The sequence below is a fragment of the Pseudomonas cichorii genome (assembly GCF_019719005.1).
Taxonomy (GTDB): domain Bacteria; phylum Pseudomonadota; class Gammaproteobacteria; order Pseudomonadales; family Pseudomonadaceae; genus Aquipseudomonas; species Aquipseudomonas cichorii_E.
Genome location: NZ_JAIGPJ010000003.1, coordinates 49277 through 65419, shown reverse-complemented (window position 1 = coordinate 65419; position 16143 = coordinate 49277). Strand labels below are relative to the sequence as shown.

The window sequence follows — 16143 nt, the reverse complement described above, 5'->3', positions numbered from 1 at the left end:
AAAGGGAGCCCCGACCGCAGTGAACAGCGGTTCGGGACGGTTCAATAAGGTGAAACGATACTAAGATTTATTCTCATTAAGCGGCAAGGCGGGGATCATTAAGAAGCGTTAAGGAATGGCCCGGCTCAACTGCAACTCGACACGCAGACCGGGCTGGTTATCGCTCAATCGCAGGGAACCGCCATGCAGTTCGCTGATGGCCTTGACCAGTGTCAGGCCGAGCCCGTTGCCGGGAATATCGCCAGAGGTATGCAGGCGATGGAAGCGTTCCACTACCTGTTCCGTTGCCGAGGCCGGAATGCCCTCGCCATGATCCGCCACGCCCAGTGTCGCGAAGAGCGGGCGATGCCTGGCAAAGAGGGTGATGGTGGAATTGCGTGGCGCATATTTCAGCGCGTTGTCCACCAGATTGGCCATGGCCTGGAACAGCAGGGCGCGGTCGCCCCAGATCCGGCAGCCGGGGTCTATGTCCAGCACCAGGGGCGAGTCGCGCTCATCGGCCAGGGGCAGGTAATACTCGCGCAGGTCGTTGAGCAGATCCTGGGCCGGAAACTCCTCGAAAAGATGAGCACAACGCCCGGTTTCCACTTCCCCGACCCGCATCACTGCGCGAAACAGGCTCTGGATGCGTTCGCTTTCATCAGCGGCCATCCACAAGGCTTCGCGCACATCGCCCGTGGCGATTTCAGCCGCGCTGACCAGACGATTCTGCAAGCGCGTCAATGGCGTGCGCAGCTCGTGGGCGATATGGCTGGTCACGCCCTTGACTTCGGCCATGAGCTTGTTGATCCGCTCCAGGTTGCGATAGATATCGGTGGCCAGCCTATCCAGTTCGTCGCCGCTGCGGTCATAGGGAGGAAAGGCCTGATGATCGCCGCTGGCAAAGCGCTTCAGGGCGTCATGAATCAGTTCTATGCGGTAAAGCTTGCGCAAGCTGTAGCGCAGACTGAGGATCAGGCTGCCCAGCAACACCAGAAACAGTCCGGCACCGGCCATCAGCGGAATGATCTGGGTGCGTTCCAGCATCGGTTGCAGGTCGTAGGCACTGAAATAGCGACCGCCGTCGCGCAACTGGATCACCAGCCCCATGATCTGCAGCTTTTCGTTGCGGATGTTTCGCCAGTTGTCCGGGCAGTTGGAGGCAATGCAGTCCATGACTTCATGCATCGCCGCATCGCCGGTCAGGACCTTGCCTTGCGGGTCCAGCAGCAAAGAGTGGCGTTCACTGCGACGGTCATAGAGGTCGCGCTGTCTGAGCAGTTCGGCAACCTGATGGCTGCTGCGGCTCTGGGTCAGCTCATGCATGGTGCGTACGTCGGCGAGAATCATTTCCCGCACATGGCTGCGCATGACGCTTTCAAGCACACAACCACTGCCGATGACCGATAGCAGGGCTACCAGCAGGCAGGCAAACGCCATGGTGGCGGCTTGTTGGAAGTTGCTGGTTTCAAGGATGTGACGCAGCTCGAAGCGACTAGCCGAGTTCATAGCCGATTGCACGAATGGTCCTCAGCAGGCTGCGCTCAAACCCTTTGTCGATCTTGGTCCGCAGCTTGGAAATATGGACGTCGATCAGATTGGTTTGCGGGTCGAAGTGATAGCCCCAGACCTTTTCCAGCAGCATGGTACGGGTGACCGTCTGGCCCGGGTGCTCGGCCAGCACTTGCAGCAGGCGAAACTCCTTGTCGGTCAGGTCGATATTGCGTCCGGCCCGACATGCACTGCGCTGGCCCAGGTCGATGCGCAAGTCTTCGATGTAGATCACTTCTTCCATAGCGGTTTGATTGTGCCGGCGAGCCAGCACCTCCAGGCGCAACAGCAGTTCGGTGAAGTCGAAGGGCTTGCCCAGATAGTCGTCCGCACCGGCACGCAAACCTTCGACACGGTCGCTGGTCTGGTCGTTTGCCGACAGGATCAGCACGGGAGGGCGGGCGCGACCATGGAGCCGGTTGAGCAGCTCGATGCCATCCATTCTGGGCAGCATGCGGTCCAGCACCACAACGTCGAACGCTTCCTGAGTAAGGATCTCCAGCGCGCCTTCACCGTCATGGGTCAATTTGCAGTTATGGCCGAAGGCATGGAGTTTGCTGCCAAGCCAGTGGCTGACCGATATGTCGTCTTCTACCACTAATACACGCATGGTGGTCCCGCTCCCTTCTTCTAGTGGCAGTCATCTTCAAACGGAAAGCCAGATTGTAACAATTAAGATTCATTAATGTTAGTAAATGCTAATCATTATCATTATTGTGCTATCAATGTGGCATTGATGTATAGGGGGGAGGGAAGATAAGAGGCAGGCTGCAAGCTGCAAGTGGTAAGCGGCAAGCTGTAAGCAGTGAGATACAAATGGGCTCAGGCTTTTTTTGTTGCTCTTGTCGGGCGTTTGTTTTTGGTTGCAGGGGTTCCGGCCGCTTTGCGTGTGCCGGTCTTGCGTTTTTTCTTCCAGGGCGCTGCGCCGCCGGTCGGGCTGGCTGGCCCGCTGATGGTCATCCGCAGGCCGACGCAACGGGTGACTTGCTTGCTCATCCAGGCCGCCTGTTTGGCAACGAACTCTTCAAGACTCATTTCACCGCTCTGCACCATATCCAGCGCCTGCTCCCAGATGGCGGTGGTGCCGGGATCGGCGATGGCCCGAGGGACGGCATCAATCAGGCTGAACGCTGCGGCAGTGGCAGACAAGGCCTTGCCTTGCTTGATCAGATAACCCCGGTCGAGCAGGCCCTGAATGATGCCCGCGCGGGTGGCTTCGGTGCCGATACCGGTGGTGTCCTTGAGCTTTTGCTTGAGTAGTGGGTCCTCCACCAGCCTGGCGACATTCTTCATGGCCTTGATCAGGTCGCCTTCGGTGAAAGGCTTGGGTGGCTGAGTCCACAGGTCCTTGAGGATGACCTCGCTCACCGGGCAGTCGCAGCCCTGAAACAGTGCGGGCAGGTTTTGCGGGGCCGGGGCTTCGCGGCCTTTGGCCGGAGCCAGCGCTTCGGGCATGGCGCGTTTCCAGCCCGGTTCGATGATCTGTTTGCCGACAGCCCGCAAGGCTTGCCCGGCACAATCGAAATCGGCCTGGGTCCGGTCGTATTCGTGGTTGGGCAGAAATTGCGCCAGATAGCGCGCCCGGATCAGGGTGTAGACCGCTCGCGGCTTGCCGGTCAGGCGCTCGATACCTCGGGCGGCAGCGGTGGGGATGATGCCGTGGTGGGCGCTCACCTTGGCGTCGTTCCAGGCCCGTGAGCGGCGTTGCGGGTCCAGATGCTTGAGCAGTTCGCTCAAGGCCGGGTCGGATTTGCCCAGCGCGGCAATGATGCCCGCAGCCTCGCCATGCTGGCTTATGGGCAGGTAGCCGCAATCGCTGCGCGGGTAGGTGATGACCTTGTGGGTTTCATACAGCGCCTGGGCGATATCCAGGGTTTCCTGTGCGCCAAGACCGAGTTTTTTCGAGCAGATTTCCTGCAAGGTGCCCAGGTCGAAAGGCAAGGGCGCAGCTTCGCGAATCCGCTCGGTGCGCAGTTTGACGACTCTGGCACTGGCAGCACTGCGAATCGCTTCTGCGGCCTGCTGCGCCAGTGGCTGGTTCAGGCAGCGGTCCTGATCGTCACAGGCATCCGACGGCGCTCGCCACTGGGCCATAAAGGCCTGGCCGTCATGCAGCAGTTTGACGTCGATGGCCCAGTAAGGCACCGGGACGAAGTCGGCGATGCTGCGGTCGCGATCCACCACCAGCCGCAGGGTGGGCGTTTGCACACGGCCCACCGGCAGTACGCCCTGATAACCGGACTGACGACCCAGCAGCGTGAACAGACGGCTCATGTTCATGCCGATCAGCCAGTCGGCCCGGGAGCGGCCAAGTGCCGAATGATAGAGGCTGAAGGTATCGGCACCGGGCTTGAGGGACGCCAGGGCCTTGCGGATCGAAGCGTCATCGAGTGCCGACAGCCACAAGCGCTGAATAGGGCCACGATAGCGGCAATGTTCTACCAGTTCGCGGGCAATCATCTCGCCTTCACGGTCAGCGTCGGTGGCAATGATCAGCTCGCGGGCCTCACCCAGCAGGCGTTTTACCGCCTTGAACTGGCTGGCCGTGCGGGGTTTGACCAGCATCTTCCACTTTTCGGGAACAATCGGCAGGTCTTCCAGCACCCAGCGTTTGTAGCGGGCGTCGTAGGCATCCGGTGGCGCGGTTTCCAGCAGGTGGCCAATGCACCAGGTCACAGTGGCATTGGGGCCTGTCCAGCAACCGTCCCCACGCCGTGTCGCGCCGAGGACGGCGGCGATATCTTTGGCCTGTGAGGGTTTTTCGCAGAGAAACAGCCGCATAACCACCGCTTGTATTGACGGGTATTGAATGCGGTAAGGATGAACACTGAATGAGTTGGGGGCAAGGTTTATCTGTATGGATATACAGATAAACCTTGTAGGCTCTAGACGAAATGTATCTGCGCATCGGTGATGCTGCGGTGAAAAGCAGGTCGGTGCTATTCGTCCGCCCCGGAAGTGTCGTTAACGATAACCGAGGCGTAAGCGTTGATAATCGCTGCAACCAGGCCCGGGAATCGCGCATCAACTTCGGCAAAACGTGAGTGGTTTCTCATCTCCACCCCATGGCGCTCACTACGGATCAATCCTGCTTCACGTAACACCCTGAAATGGGTGGACAGAGATGATTTCGGGATGACCCGATCACCCAGCCTGGCTACAACCGAGCAGGCTTTGACGCTACCCGAAGTCAGAATCCTGGCCAGAATCGCTGCCCGGTTCGGATCAGACAGCGCATGGAGGATGGCTTGGGGTTGAACGTCCTCAATCGCAGGATGAAATATGGGTCTCATGGTCGCTTCACTTCTTGCTTGACCTGTAACCCTATAGTTCCTAATATCGGAACTAAGGAACCAATTGCCCTCTGACTCAGGAAAAGCATCGGTTCCGGTCTCAGTCTCAATTAATTTAATGTCGAAATTTAGCATGAAAAGGTATGAATCATGAAGAAACTGGCAGGCAAAGTAGCTGTTGTGACGGGGGCCTCAAAGGGGATTGGTGCTGGTATAGCCAAGGCTTTAGCACAGGATGGCGCAACTGTAGTGGTCAATTACGTATCGAGTCGCGAAGGCGCAGATGCGGTTGTCGACGCTATCAAATCATTTGGCGGCCAAGCTATCGCGTTGAAGGCTGATGTTTCCATAGCGGCACAGGCTCAAGCATTGATCGAGGCCGCTATAACGAATTTCGGCCGGCTGGATATTCTGGTCAATAACTCGGGCGTCTTTGATGTTGCTCCGGTCGAACACGTAACCGAGGAGCAGTATCGTCGCGTCTTTGACATCAACGTGCTTGGGGTCGTACTTACCACTCAAGCTGCCATCAAGCATCTTGGGGAGGGTGCAAGCGTTATCAACATTTCGTCATCAATTACCAGCCTGCGTACGCCTGGTACCTCGATTTATACAGCGAGCAAGGCCGCTGTCAACGCAATATCTGGCGTGCTTGCCAAGGAGCTTGCGCCACGAAACGTCCGGGTTAACGTCGTCAGTCCAGGCTTCGTGGTGACCGAGGGCACTACAGCCGCTGGCATCGTTGGATCTGAGATGGCTGCGGGCATCATCTCTCAGACTCCACTCGGTCGTTCTGGTACACCAGAAGATATTGCTCGTGTTGTGGCATTCCTTGCGTCCGATGATGCGCGCTTTGTAACGGGTGAAGAAATTACTGCCAGTGGTGGCTTACGTTGAACGCCCGTAATACTGCATGAGTTTTCGCTTGAAGCCTGGTGTGGTATTTCACAAAGACCACAGAAAAGTCAGCCATACCCTTCTTGTGAAATAACACGCCAAGACTTGCCCTGAGATAGTCTAAACCGCGATTTCCACCTGCTCACCATTCAGCCGCACCGGCCAGACTTCAAGCTGTTGCTCCGGGTATTCAACGCACGTGCCGTTGTGCAGGCGAAAGTGCTGTTTGTACAGCGGCGAGGCGATGACCAGTTCCCCGCCAATCTGCCCTATGAGGCCGCGGCCGATGACGTTGGCACCGGATTTTGGGTCGCGGTTTTCGATGGCGTAGAGCTTTTCGCCTTCGCTGGTTTCAGGCAGGTAGAACAGCGCGACCTGTGCGCCATCGAGCCAGGCGACTACGCCGGAGTTGGCTACCAGATCCCGACGCGAGCACAGGGTCTGCCATTGAGTGTGCGTGGCGGATGTTTTTTCAGCATAGGCCACGTTTGACTGGCTCATCAGACCACCTCCTTGAACGGGATAAGGGCGATTTCTTCAGGTTTTGCCGGGCGACGCTGCTCGCGTTCCTTGACGAAATGGACGTCCGGATCGCTGCGTTTGTCGTTGACGAAGGTGCGGAAACGCTTGAGCTTTTCCGGGTCCTTGAGGGCATTGGCCCATTCGCATTCATAGCGGTCGACCACCAGTTGCATCTGGGCTTCCAGCTCGTCGGCCAGCCCCAGGCTGTCGTCGATGACCACGGCCTTGAGGTAATCCAGGCCGCCTTCCAGCGACTCGCGCCAGACCGAGGTCCGTTGCAGCTTGTCGGCGGTGCGGATGTAGAGCATCAGGAAGCGGTCGATGTAACGGATCAGAGTTTCGTCATCCAGGTCGGTGGCGAACAGTTCCGCATGGCGTGGACGCATACCGCCGTTGCCGCTGACATAAAGGTTCCAGCCGTTTTCGGTGGCAATGACCCCCACATCCTTGCTTTGTGCTTCCGCGCATTCACGGGTGCAGCCGGAAACGGCGAACTTGAGTTTGTGTGGCGAGCGCAGGCCCTTGTAGCGGTCTTCGATGCGCAAGGCCATGGCCACGCTGTCCTGCACGCCATAACGGCACCAGGTACTGCCCACGCAGGATTTCACGGTCCGCGTCGACTTGCCGTAGGCATGGCCGGTCTCGAAACCGGCTTCGATCAGTTCGCTCCAGATATCCGGCAGTTCGTGCAGCTGCGCGCCGAACAGGTCGATACGCTGGCCGCCGGTGATCTTGGTGTACAGGTCGTATTTCTTGGCCACGGCACCGATGGCAATCAGGCCATCCGGAGTGATCTCGCCACCGGGAATGCGCGGGACCACCGAATAGGTGCCGTTTTTCTGCATGTTGGCCATGAAGGTGTCGTTGGTGTCTTGCAGCGGTACCAGTGAAGGTTCGGTGATCTGCCGGTTCCAGCAGGACGCGAGGATCGAGCCGACGGCCGGTTTGCAGATATCACAGCCATGAGCGCCCTTGCCATGACGTGTCAGCAGTTCCTCGAAGGTTTCGATGCCTTCGACGCGGACCATCGAATACAGCTCCTGACGGGTGTAGGCGAAGTGTTCGCACAGGCTCTTGTCGACACTGACGCCACGGGCGATCAGCTCATGCTCGAACACCTGCTTGAGCAAGGCCGCGCAGCCGCCACAGCCGGTGCAGGCCTTGGTCTGGGTCTTGATGCCGGCCAGGTCGGTGCAGCCCGCATCGATGGCCGAGCAGATCGAGCCCTTGCTGACGTTATGGCAGGAGCAGATGGTCGCTGTGGCGGGCAGGGCATCGGCACCCAGGGTCGGCGCGCCTTCGCCACGAGGCAGAATCAGGCTGGACGGGTCGGCTGGCAGGGGAATGCCATTCTGAGCGTATTGCAGCAGGGTGTCGTAATAGCTGTTGTCGCCCACCAGCACCGCGCCCAGTACTTGCTTGCCATCGGCCGACACTACCAGACGGCGATAGCTGGAAGTGGCTTCATCGATAAAGCGATAGCTGACAGCGCCCGCCAGTGCGCCATGGGCATCGCCAATGGAACCGACATCCACGCCCAGCAGTTTGAGCTTGGTGGACATGTCGGCACCAAAGAAGGCATCGGCGTCCTGACCGCAAAGCTGCGCGGCCACGCTGCGGGCCATCTGATAGCCCGGCGCAACCAGCCCGAAGACACTGCCGTTCCAGGCCGCGCACTCGCCAATGGCATAGATATCCGCATCGCTGGTGCGGCAGTGTTCATCGATGGCGATACCGCCACGAGGGCCGAGTTCCAGTTCGCATTGGCGAGCCAGTGCGTCCTGCGGGCGAATACCGGCAGAGAACACGATCAGATCGGTTTCCAGGAATTCGTCGTTGGCGAAGTTCATGCGATAGCGGTACTGCTTGCCGTCGCTGATCGACTGGGTGGCGCGTGACAGATGTACACCAACGCCCAGCGCCTCGATCCGTGCCTTGAGCGCCGCGCCGCCATGATCGTCCAGTTGCACCGGCATCAGGCGCGGGGCGAACTCCACCACATGGGCTTCGAGCCCCAGGGATTTCAGGGCGTTGGCCGCTTCCAGCCCCAACAGGCCGCCACCGACCACCACGCCGCGACGGGCATTGTTGGCGGCATAACGAATGGTGTCCAGGTCTTCAAGGGTGCGGTAGACCAGACGCGAATTGCCTTGCGCGCCTTCAATCGGCGGCACGAACGGGAACGATCCCGTGGCCATGATCAGCTTGTCATAGGTGAAGCAGCCTTCAGCGGTGATGATCTCGCGACGATCCCGATCGATCTCCAGCACCGGAACCCCCAGATGCAAGGTCAGCCCGGCCTGTTCATAAAGAGCTGCATCGCTCATGGCCAGGGATTCGGCATCGCGGCCGGTGAAGTACTCGGAAAGATGCACGCGGTCGTAGGCACGCTGGCGTTCTTCGCCGAAGACATGAATACGATAGCGATCAAGGGCGCCGCCTGCGATCAACTGCTCGACGCAATGATGACCGACCATGCCATTGCCGACGACGATAAGGGTCTGTACATCGCTGAAGGGTAAGACTGTGGTGTTCATAGCAAGTCCCGGCCGAGGCCAATCAGGTTTTTCAAAGCCAAAAAAAAGACGCCCGGAACCTTTCGGTTCCAGGCGCCTTTGCCTGTTATTCATGAAGTTTTGTGGGTGACATCGGACGACGTTGCCGGATGCACCGCCCGACCACATTCATGGTGGGGTTATGAGAGGCTATGCAGAGGGTGTGCCAGTTTGCCCGAAGGCCTGTTTTCAAGGGGTGCAGACCTATAAATGCAATGCCGGCCCGCTTTGCATTGGTGCGTCATGGTGCGGCAATGCTGTAAATCTGTGCATGAATACCCGGTAGGAGCGAATTTATTCGCGAAGATTATTCTGAACATATAGAGATGAATTGGATGTACCGGCCTCTCGCGAATGAATTCGCTCCTACGCGGTTTTGTGTTGTATTACCCTGCGTTACCCCAGCCAGATCCGTCGCCATGAACATCACCCTCACTGAAGTCCAGCCTGCCGACATTCCCCGCACCATCGACTTTGTCATGGCGGCCCGCGCCGAAATATTTCCCATGCTCGATGCCAGCGTCGTTCCGGCTGATCTGGCAGGCTTTGAGCAGGTGTATCTGAACTCGGAGGACGGCAGGTTCCTGATTGCCCGTTGCGAAGGCGAGATCATCGCGGCCATCGGTTATCTGCCTTACGACCATCGCTTTGCCCAGCTGGACTACACAGGTCGCAGGGTGGTGGAGATTGTGCGGTTGTTTGTCAGTCATGAATTCAGAGGTGCCGGGCTGGCCGGTCGCTTGTACGAAGCGCTCAAGGCGCAGGCCGATGCCAGTGGCGTCGAGGTGCTGTACCTGCACACCCATCCGTTTCTGCCGGGTGCGATCCGTTTCTGGGAAAAGCAGGGTTTTGTAACGGTTGATGTGGAGGACGATCCTGTCTGGCAGACAACGCATATGCATTGTCTGCGCTGAGACTTCCTGATTCGTTCAGGCTTTACCAAAGTGCAATTTCATAGGTGAGATAGAGCCGGTTACTGTCACGCCCCCGTGCGTAGTCCGAGCGGTAGACATAGTTGCGCAGTTTCATGCCCAGACCTTTGAAGGTTCCGCTCTGCAGCACATAGGCCAGTTCGGCATCGCGCTCCCATTCATGGAGCCTCGCCGAGCCGGACTTGCCATTGTCGCCACTCAGGTACTTGGTCGAAAACGACAGGCCCGGTATGCCAACACGTGAAAAATCGTAGCCGTAACCGAGCATCCAGGTCTTTTCATCTTCTTCAATGAATTTGCCGATCCCGACATTGGTGAACGAATACACGGTTGCGCCGCTTATATAAGGCAGGCCCGCATCTCCGCTCAGGGTCTGGTAGCCGCCGCTGAAACTGTGCCCGGCCAGGGCGTAGGTCAGCTGCCCGCTGAGCATGTCGTTATCGATCTTGCCATCGCGCGCCGCGCCGGCATCCACGCTATGGAAATAGCGCAGATCGCTGGTCAGCACGCCTTTGCCAATGGGCAGGTCGTGCTGGATCGAAGCGAAGTTCTGGCGGTAGAAATCCTCAAGCTCGCCATAGAAGTAGCTGAGCCGAATGTTCTTGCCGAGCTTGTAGTCGCCGCCGATGTAAGAGAAATCCGAGCCTTTGCCGGTAAATCCGTCGGGAATGATCGAGCGGCTGTCCGAAGAGTCCCGCAACTTGAATTGATCCAGGTGGCCGCCGGTGAGGGTCAGGTTCTCGATATCGTTGCTGGTGAACTGGGTACCCTGATACGTCTGTGGCAGCAGGCGTGCGTCGTTGTAAATCAGCACCGGGTTCTTGGGCAGCAACGAGCCGTATTTGACCGTGGTCTTGGCCAGACGCACCTTTGCTGCCGCACCCAGGCTGGAAAAATCATCCGCCGCACGGCCGTCGCCATGTACTGGCAGCAATCCTGTGCCGCTACGACCCTTGCCGGAGTCGAGCTTGACACCCAGCAGCCCGAGGGCATCGAGGCCAAAGCCCAGAGTCCCTTGAGTAAAACCGGATTGGTAGTCAAGCAGGAAGCCTTGCGCCCATTCGGTTCGCTCGCTTTTTGCGGTACTCGCCGCACGGGCGCTCAGGCCGTTTTCGTCCCTGAAATTTTCATTGAAGTAGACATTGCGCAGTTGCAGCTTCAACTTGCTGTCTTCAACGAAACCCGCCGCGCCGACACTGGCGCAGGGCAGGGTGCCCAACACGGTAAAAATCGCTCCACGCCTGGAAAACATACTCATGCTCGATACCTGTTCTTGTTATTGGAGGTGCAGTGATCCGCAGGTGCTTTTCAGGACCTGTGAGTCGTGGTGTTACGCAGTGGTTGGCATCAGACGAACAGCGTCAGGGCTCCGGTCAGCAGAGCCAGGGCCGTGACCACAAGGGAGGTCAGCACCGCCCATTTCAAGGTGGCTTTCTGGAACTCGCCGATATCGCGGTCGATCATCCCGACCAGCAACAGGGTCGAGGCCACCAAGGGGCTCATCAGATGCACCGGCTGGCCCAGAATCGAAGCCCTGGCAATTTCCAGCGGGCTGATGCCATAGGCGGCTGCGGCATTGGCAAGGATTGGCACCACGCCGAAGTAATAAGCGTCGTTGGAGAGCACAAAGGTCAACGGCATGCTGGTGAGGGCGACCACCAGCGGGAACAGATGACCCCATTGCGGAGGAATCCAGTTCACCAACGTCTGCGCCAGGGCGTCGACCATTTTGGTGCCGGAAAATATCCCGGCGAATACCCCGGCGGCGAACACCAGCAGCACCACGGTCATGGCATTGCCGGAGTGAGCCAGAATGCGCTCTTTCTGAATATCCAGTTGCGGGTAGTTGATCATCAGCGCGACGACGAAACCGATCAGAAACAGCACGGCCGAGTGCATCAGGCCCGTGACCAGCGCAATCATCACGGCAATCACCAGTACCAGATTGACATAGGCCAGCTTGGGGCGTTTGTGCGGGGTATCACCCAGGATTTCGTCGATGTAACTGTCACCGCCGCCGCTTTGCAGCTCAATGTTGCCAATGCGCTTGCGTTCGGCGCGGCCCAGCAGAAATGCCGTGAACACCACCCAGGCGGCACCGCCGATCATGGTGGGCAGCAATGGAATGAAATACTCGCCGGCATCGAGCCCCAGCGCGGCAATGGCGCGGGTTGCAGGACCGCCCCATGGCGTCATGCCGCTCATGATGCTCAGGGAAAGCATCGAGATGATGCCGAGGATCATCGGGTTCATGCCGATGCGCTTGTACAGCGGCAGCATGGCCGCACAGGTAATCATGTAGGTGGTCGTGCCATCGCCGTCGAGGGCGACGGTCAGTGACAGCAGCGCCGTGCCCACCGCGATCTTCATCGGGTCGCCATTGACCCGCTTGAGGATCTTGCGGATCAGGGGGTCGAACAGGCCCGAATCGATCATCAGGCCAAAGAACAGGATGGCGAACAGCAGAAGTGCTGCGGAAGGGGCGACCATTTTCAGGCCGTCGAGCATCATCTTGCCGGTGGTGCCGCCAAAGCCGCCAATGATTGCGAAAACGATGGGGACAAGGGTCAGTGCGACAATCGGAGACAAGCGTTTGGACATGATCAGGTAGGTGAACACCACAACCATGGCCAGGCCAAGAAAGGCAAGCATATGGATATTCTCTTGTTGTTATTCATGGGTAAGCGAATACAGCCGGGCCTGCCGGGCATCGCATGAACGATGCCTGACCTGCCCGAATGGTTATCGATTGATATATGTATGGGTGTGTCAGGTGCGCTCGGCAGCCTGGGGTGTGCTGTCCCATTGCGGGGCGTCGGGTATGGCTGCGCTGGATTTTCCGTCAAGCCGTTGCAGGAGCACCTGGCGATCGCAGGCCTTTTCAGACAGCGAGATCACCACGGTTGCGACAGCGTTGCTGGCCAGGCTGGTCAGCGCCCGGGCTTCGGACATGAAGCGGTCGATACCGATCAGCAATGCCAGGCCTGCCAGTGGAATGTCGTGGATGACCGTCAGGGTCGAGGCCAGGGCGACAAAGCCACTGCCGGTCACGCCCGCTGCCCCCTTGGATGACAGCAGCATGATTGCCAGCATGCCCAGGGTCTGCGTCATGCTCAGTTCGATATTGCACGCCTGGGCGATGAATATGGCGGCCAGGGAAAGGTAGATCGCCGTGCCGTCCAGATTGAAGGAGTAGCCGGTTGGCAGCACCAGACCGACGACGCCTTTCTTGCAACCTAGCGCTTGAAGCTTCTCAAGCATGCGCGGCATCACAGGTTCGGTCGAGGACGTGCCGAGCACCACCAGGAACTCTTCGCGAAAGTAGCGCAGCAGTTTCCAGAGGCTGAAGCCGTGAGCGCGGCAGATCCCGCCCAGCACCACGAACACGAAGAAGCCGCAGGCGATGTACAAGGTCATGATGAGCTTGGCCAGCGAGCCCAGGGACGTAATACCGTACTGGCCCACGGTAAATGCCAGGGCACCAAAGGCACCGATGGGAGCAAAGCGCATCAGGTACGAGAAGATCTTGAAGACCATGTGCGAGGCCGATTCCAGCACATTGAGCACTGGCTTGCCGCGCTCACCCAGGGATGACAGTGCGAACCCGGACAACACGGCGATGAACAGCACCGGCAAGACCTCACCCTTGTTGAACGCGCCGATGAAGGTGTCCGGAATGATGTGCATGAAAAAGTCCACGACACCCAGTTTTGCGGCGGAGTCGGTGTACTGGCTCAAACCGGCAGTGCTCAGTTTCGCCGGATCGATGTTCATGCCCACGCCCGGCTTGATCACATAGACCGCGATCAGGCCGATGAACAGGCTGATCACCGTCAGGGCCAGAAACAGCAGCATGGTCTTGCTCATCAGGCGGCCCAGAGAGCGCTTGTCGCTCATGCCGGCAATGCCCGTGACGATGGTGCAGAACACAACCGGCGCGATCATCATTTTGATCAGCTTGATGAAGGCATCGCCCAGAGGCTTGAGGGCGATGGCTTGCTGAGCCCAGAAGTGACCGACCAGCACCCCGAGGATCACGGCGCAGATAATCTGGAAGTAGAGCGATTTAGCGATTTTCATGTTGCATCACCCATTATTGGAGTTGTTCTGATGCGGTACTCAGTGTCAGGCAGAGCCGTGCAGCGATAAAAAATGTCAGCCCGCCAGCAATTGCGCGACAGGGGCGTAAACCTCGCCGGAGAACAGGCGACGTGCCGTACGCACCACCGAAGCGCGGATGGTTTGCCCGTTTTCTCCGACGTAAGCCAGGGCAACCTGGATCGAGCCGCTTGGGTGCTCGATCCGCACCTCTTGCAAGCGCGCAGCCCCGACATTACCCAGCAAGCGGGCAACCACGGTGTCTTCGCTGACACAGGCAGTGGCCAGGCCGATGGAGCCGGTGATCGCCAGGGCCTTATGACAGTTATGCGGCATGAAATAGCGAACCTTGAGGGTGCCACCGGCGTCGGGTAGCGAAACCAGTACGGGTTTGGGAATCACTTTGTCGCTGACATCGCCCAGGCCCATTGCCATTGCGGCCCGCAAGCGTAAAGCTTCGAGCTTGCGCAGGAAATCCTTGTCGGCGTCCAGCTCGGCGGGCGTTTCATCACCACGTTTGCCTAGCAGGGACGCTTCGATGATGACCATGGGCATGGCCATGTCGATGCAGGTCACCGGCACGCCGTCGAAGATGTCGGTCTGTTGGCCGGTGGGGAATAACTTGCCGGTCTTGCTGCCTGCCGCGTCCAGAAACGTCAGTTGCACAGGCGCTGCCGTACCCGGCACGCCGTCAATGCGGGTCTGGCCTTCGTAACTGACCTGGCCGCCAGGGGTGTAAACATCGGCGCAGACGAAGGTGCCGGTGTTGAGGTTGCGAATCCGCACTTGAGTGACATCGCCACTTGCCGCGACCAGACCCTGTTCCACCGCAAACGGCCCTACGGCGCAGAGCATGTTGCCGCAGTTGGGCGCAGTATCGACACGGCGCTGGGAAACCATGACCTGTACGAACAGGTAGTCCACATCGGCATCTTCATGAGTCGATGGGCTGACGATGGCCACTTTGCTGGTCTGGGGGCTGCCGCCACCGATTCCGTCGATTTCCAGCTCATGGCCAGAGCCCATGAGTGCCAGCAGCAGTTCGTCGCGCTCAGCGGTCGAAGAGGGTAAATCACTGGCGAGAAAAACCGGCCCTTTGGAAGTGCCGCCGCGCATCAGGACGCAGGGAATCGGTTGCATAATTTTTGGACTCTTGTTGATCAATTGAGGTAATTGATGTGTTGGAAGCAAGAGTCCCATGGATTTTTAAGCGTATCCAATGCAAATATCGTAGCTATTATTCCACTTTGGTAAATAATAACTCGCTGGTCTTGAAGGCCCATCGCAATCCATCAAAAGGAAAATAATGTGGAATATGAGCTGCAAGATATTCGATCATTCGTGAAAATCGCTGAACTTGGCAGCTTTCATGAGGCTGCCGAAGTGCTGCATATTTCCCAGCCTGCACTCACCCGACGAATCAAGAAGCTGGAGCAGGGGCTGGGCACTTCATTGCTGGATCGCACCACTCGCCGGGTCAGCCTGACCAGTGTCGGTCGTGATTTCTTCCCCAAGGCGCGACGACTTCTGGATGACTTCGAGGACTCGATTCTCAATATCCGGGAATTGGCAGAGCGCCAGATCGGGCAGGTGACTCTTGCCTGTATTCCTACGGCCGCGTTCTACTTTCTGCCTTCCGTGATCCGCCTGTACAACGAGCGTTACCCCAAGATCCGCATCCGCCTGCTGGACCTCAGTGCCAACGAAGGTCTGGAAGCCGTATTGCGAGGGGAGGCGGATTTCGGCATCAACATGATGAGCGGGCAGCACCCCGATATCGAGTTCGTGCCACTGGTCAAAGAGCCTTTCGTGCTCGCCTGTCGGCGCGACCATGAGCTGGCAAAACGTGAATCGGTTGCATGGATCGAACTCAGCGAATATCGCTTGATCGGTGTGGGCCGCCTGAGCGGCAACCGGATGATTCTCGACCATGCGCTGGCCGGGCTGAGCTGGCGGCCAAAGTGGTTCTATGAAGTGCAGCACTTGTCGACATCGCTGGGCATGGTCGAGGCCGGGCTTGGAATATCCGCGATGCCCAGCCTGGCGATGCCGGCAGAAGGGCATCCGACCCTGGTCAGCGTTCCTCTGACAGACCCGGTGGTGGATCGAACCCTGGGGCTGGTTTCCCGGCGTGGTGCGTCACTGTCGCCTGCGGCCGAAAAGTTCGTGGCGATGCTGCTGGAGCAATGGCCTCAGTAAGGGCTGCCTGCCCGCGTAGGAGCGAATTTATTCGCGAGGCGGTGTTCAAAACGGCATATTTCTATCGGATTCACCGGCCTCTCGCGAATGAGTTCGCTCCTGCGCGGTGTTCGTATC

At 58.5% G+C, this 16143-nt stretch carries 13 protein-coding genes; 3 read left to right on the top strand and 10 right to left on the bottom strand.

All coding sequences use genetic code 11. The features are described 5' to 3' along the window. Positions 1 to 108 precede the first annotated feature (108 nt). The 4 genes from K5D32_RS03915 to K5D32_RS03900 form a co-directional block, all read right to left on the bottom strand. The gene (locus K5D32_RS03915) at positions 109 to 1488 is read right to left on the bottom strand and encodes a HAMP domain-containing sensor histidine kinase (RefSeq protein ID WP_221599315.1); all 1380 of its coding nucleotides are present in this window, start codon (positions 1486 to 1488) and stop codon (positions 109 to 111) included. Continuing rightward, entirely contained in the window at positions 1475 to 2140 is a 666-nt protein-coding gene (locus K5D32_RS03910) for a response regulator transcription factor (protein ID WP_221577003.1), read from the bottom strand. Before K5D32_RS03910 ends, K5D32_RS03915 begins: the two co-directional genes overlap by 14 nt. 212 nt (positions 2141 to 2352) lie before the next feature. Next, positions 2353 to 4311: a DNA topoisomerase III gene (locus K5D32_RS03905; protein WP_221599314.1), complete on the bottom strand. Its 1959-nt coding sequence runs from the start codon at positions 4309 to 4311 to the stop codon at positions 2353 to 2355. 158 nt (positions 4312 to 4469) lie between these two features. Further along, entirely contained in the window at positions 4470 to 4823 is a 354-nt protein-coding gene (locus K5D32_RS03900; RefSeq protein ID WP_221599313.1) for a helix-turn-helix transcriptional regulator, read from the bottom strand. Positions 4824 to 4973: 150 nt separating this feature from the next. Here K5D32_RS03900 and K5D32_RS03895 point away from each other — a divergent pair, with 150 nt between their 5' ends. Continuing rightward, positions 4974 to 5720 carry a glucose 1-dehydrogenase gene (locus K5D32_RS03895; RefSeq protein ID WP_221592782.1) on the top strand — a complete coding sequence of 249 codons (747 nt, stop codon included), beginning with the start codon at positions 4974 to 4976 and terminating at the stop codon, positions 5718 to 5720. A 120-nt stretch (positions 5721 to 5840) separates the two neighbouring features. Here K5D32_RS03895 and nirD read toward each other — a convergent pair whose 3' ends face one another. Both nirD and nirB read right to left on the bottom strand, forming a co-directional pair. Then, entirely contained in the window at positions 5841 to 6221 is a 381-nt protein-coding gene (gene nirD, locus K5D32_RS03890; protein ID WP_221577005.1) for a nitrite reductase small subunit NirD, read from the bottom strand. Then, positions 6221 to 8779, bottom strand: coding sequence for a nitrite reductase large subunit NirB (gene nirB / locus K5D32_RS03885; protein WP_221577006.1), 2559 nt, complete (start codon positions 8777 to 8779; stop codon positions 6221 to 6223). Before nirB ends, nirD begins: the two co-directional genes overlap by 1 nt. Before the next feature lie 437 nt (positions 8780 to 9216). Here nirB and K5D32_RS03880 point away from each other — a divergent pair, with 437 nt between their 5' ends. Then, entirely contained in the window at positions 9217 to 9711 is a 495-nt protein-coding gene (locus tag K5D32_RS03880; protein ID WP_221599312.1) for a GNAT family N-acetyltransferase, read from the top strand. A 22-nt stretch (positions 9712 to 9733) separates the two neighbouring features. Here the strand turns inward: K5D32_RS03880 and K5D32_RS03875 are convergent, their stop codons facing one another. The 4 genes from K5D32_RS03875 to K5D32_RS03860 form a co-directional block, all read right to left on the bottom strand. Then, positions 9734 to 10981: an OprD family porin gene (locus K5D32_RS03875; protein ID WP_221599402.1), complete on the bottom strand. Its 1248-nt coding sequence runs from the start codon at positions 10979 to 10981 to the stop codon at positions 9734 to 9736. 95 nt (positions 10982 to 11076) lie between these two features. Further along, positions 11077 to 12381, bottom strand: a complete 1305-nt coding sequence (locus K5D32_RS03870) for a CitMHS family transporter (protein ID WP_221592787.1) — start codon at positions 12379 to 12381, stop codon at positions 11077 to 11079. A gap of 117 nt (positions 12382 to 12498) precedes the next feature. Continuing rightward, positions 12499 to 13809, bottom strand: coding sequence for a dicarboxylate/amino acid:cation symporter (locus tag K5D32_RS03865; protein ID WP_221599311.1), 1311 nt, complete (start codon positions 13807 to 13809; stop codon positions 12499 to 12501). A 75-nt stretch (positions 13810 to 13884) separates the two neighbouring features. Then, positions 13885 to 14967 (bottom strand): 4-oxalomesaconate tautomerase, encoded by a 1083-nt coding sequence (locus K5D32_RS03860; protein ID WP_221599310.1) that lies wholly within the window; start codon positions 14965 to 14967, stop codon positions 13885 to 13887. A gap of 168 nt (positions 14968 to 15135) precedes the next feature. Here K5D32_RS03860 and K5D32_RS03855 point away from each other — a divergent pair, with 168 nt between their 5' ends. Next, on the top strand, positions 15136 to 16026 hold the full coding sequence (locus tag K5D32_RS03855) for a LysR family transcriptional regulator (protein WP_221592790.1): 891 nt from the start codon (positions 15136 to 15138) through the stop codon (positions 16024 to 16026). Positions 16027 to 16143: the final 117 nt, after the last annotated feature.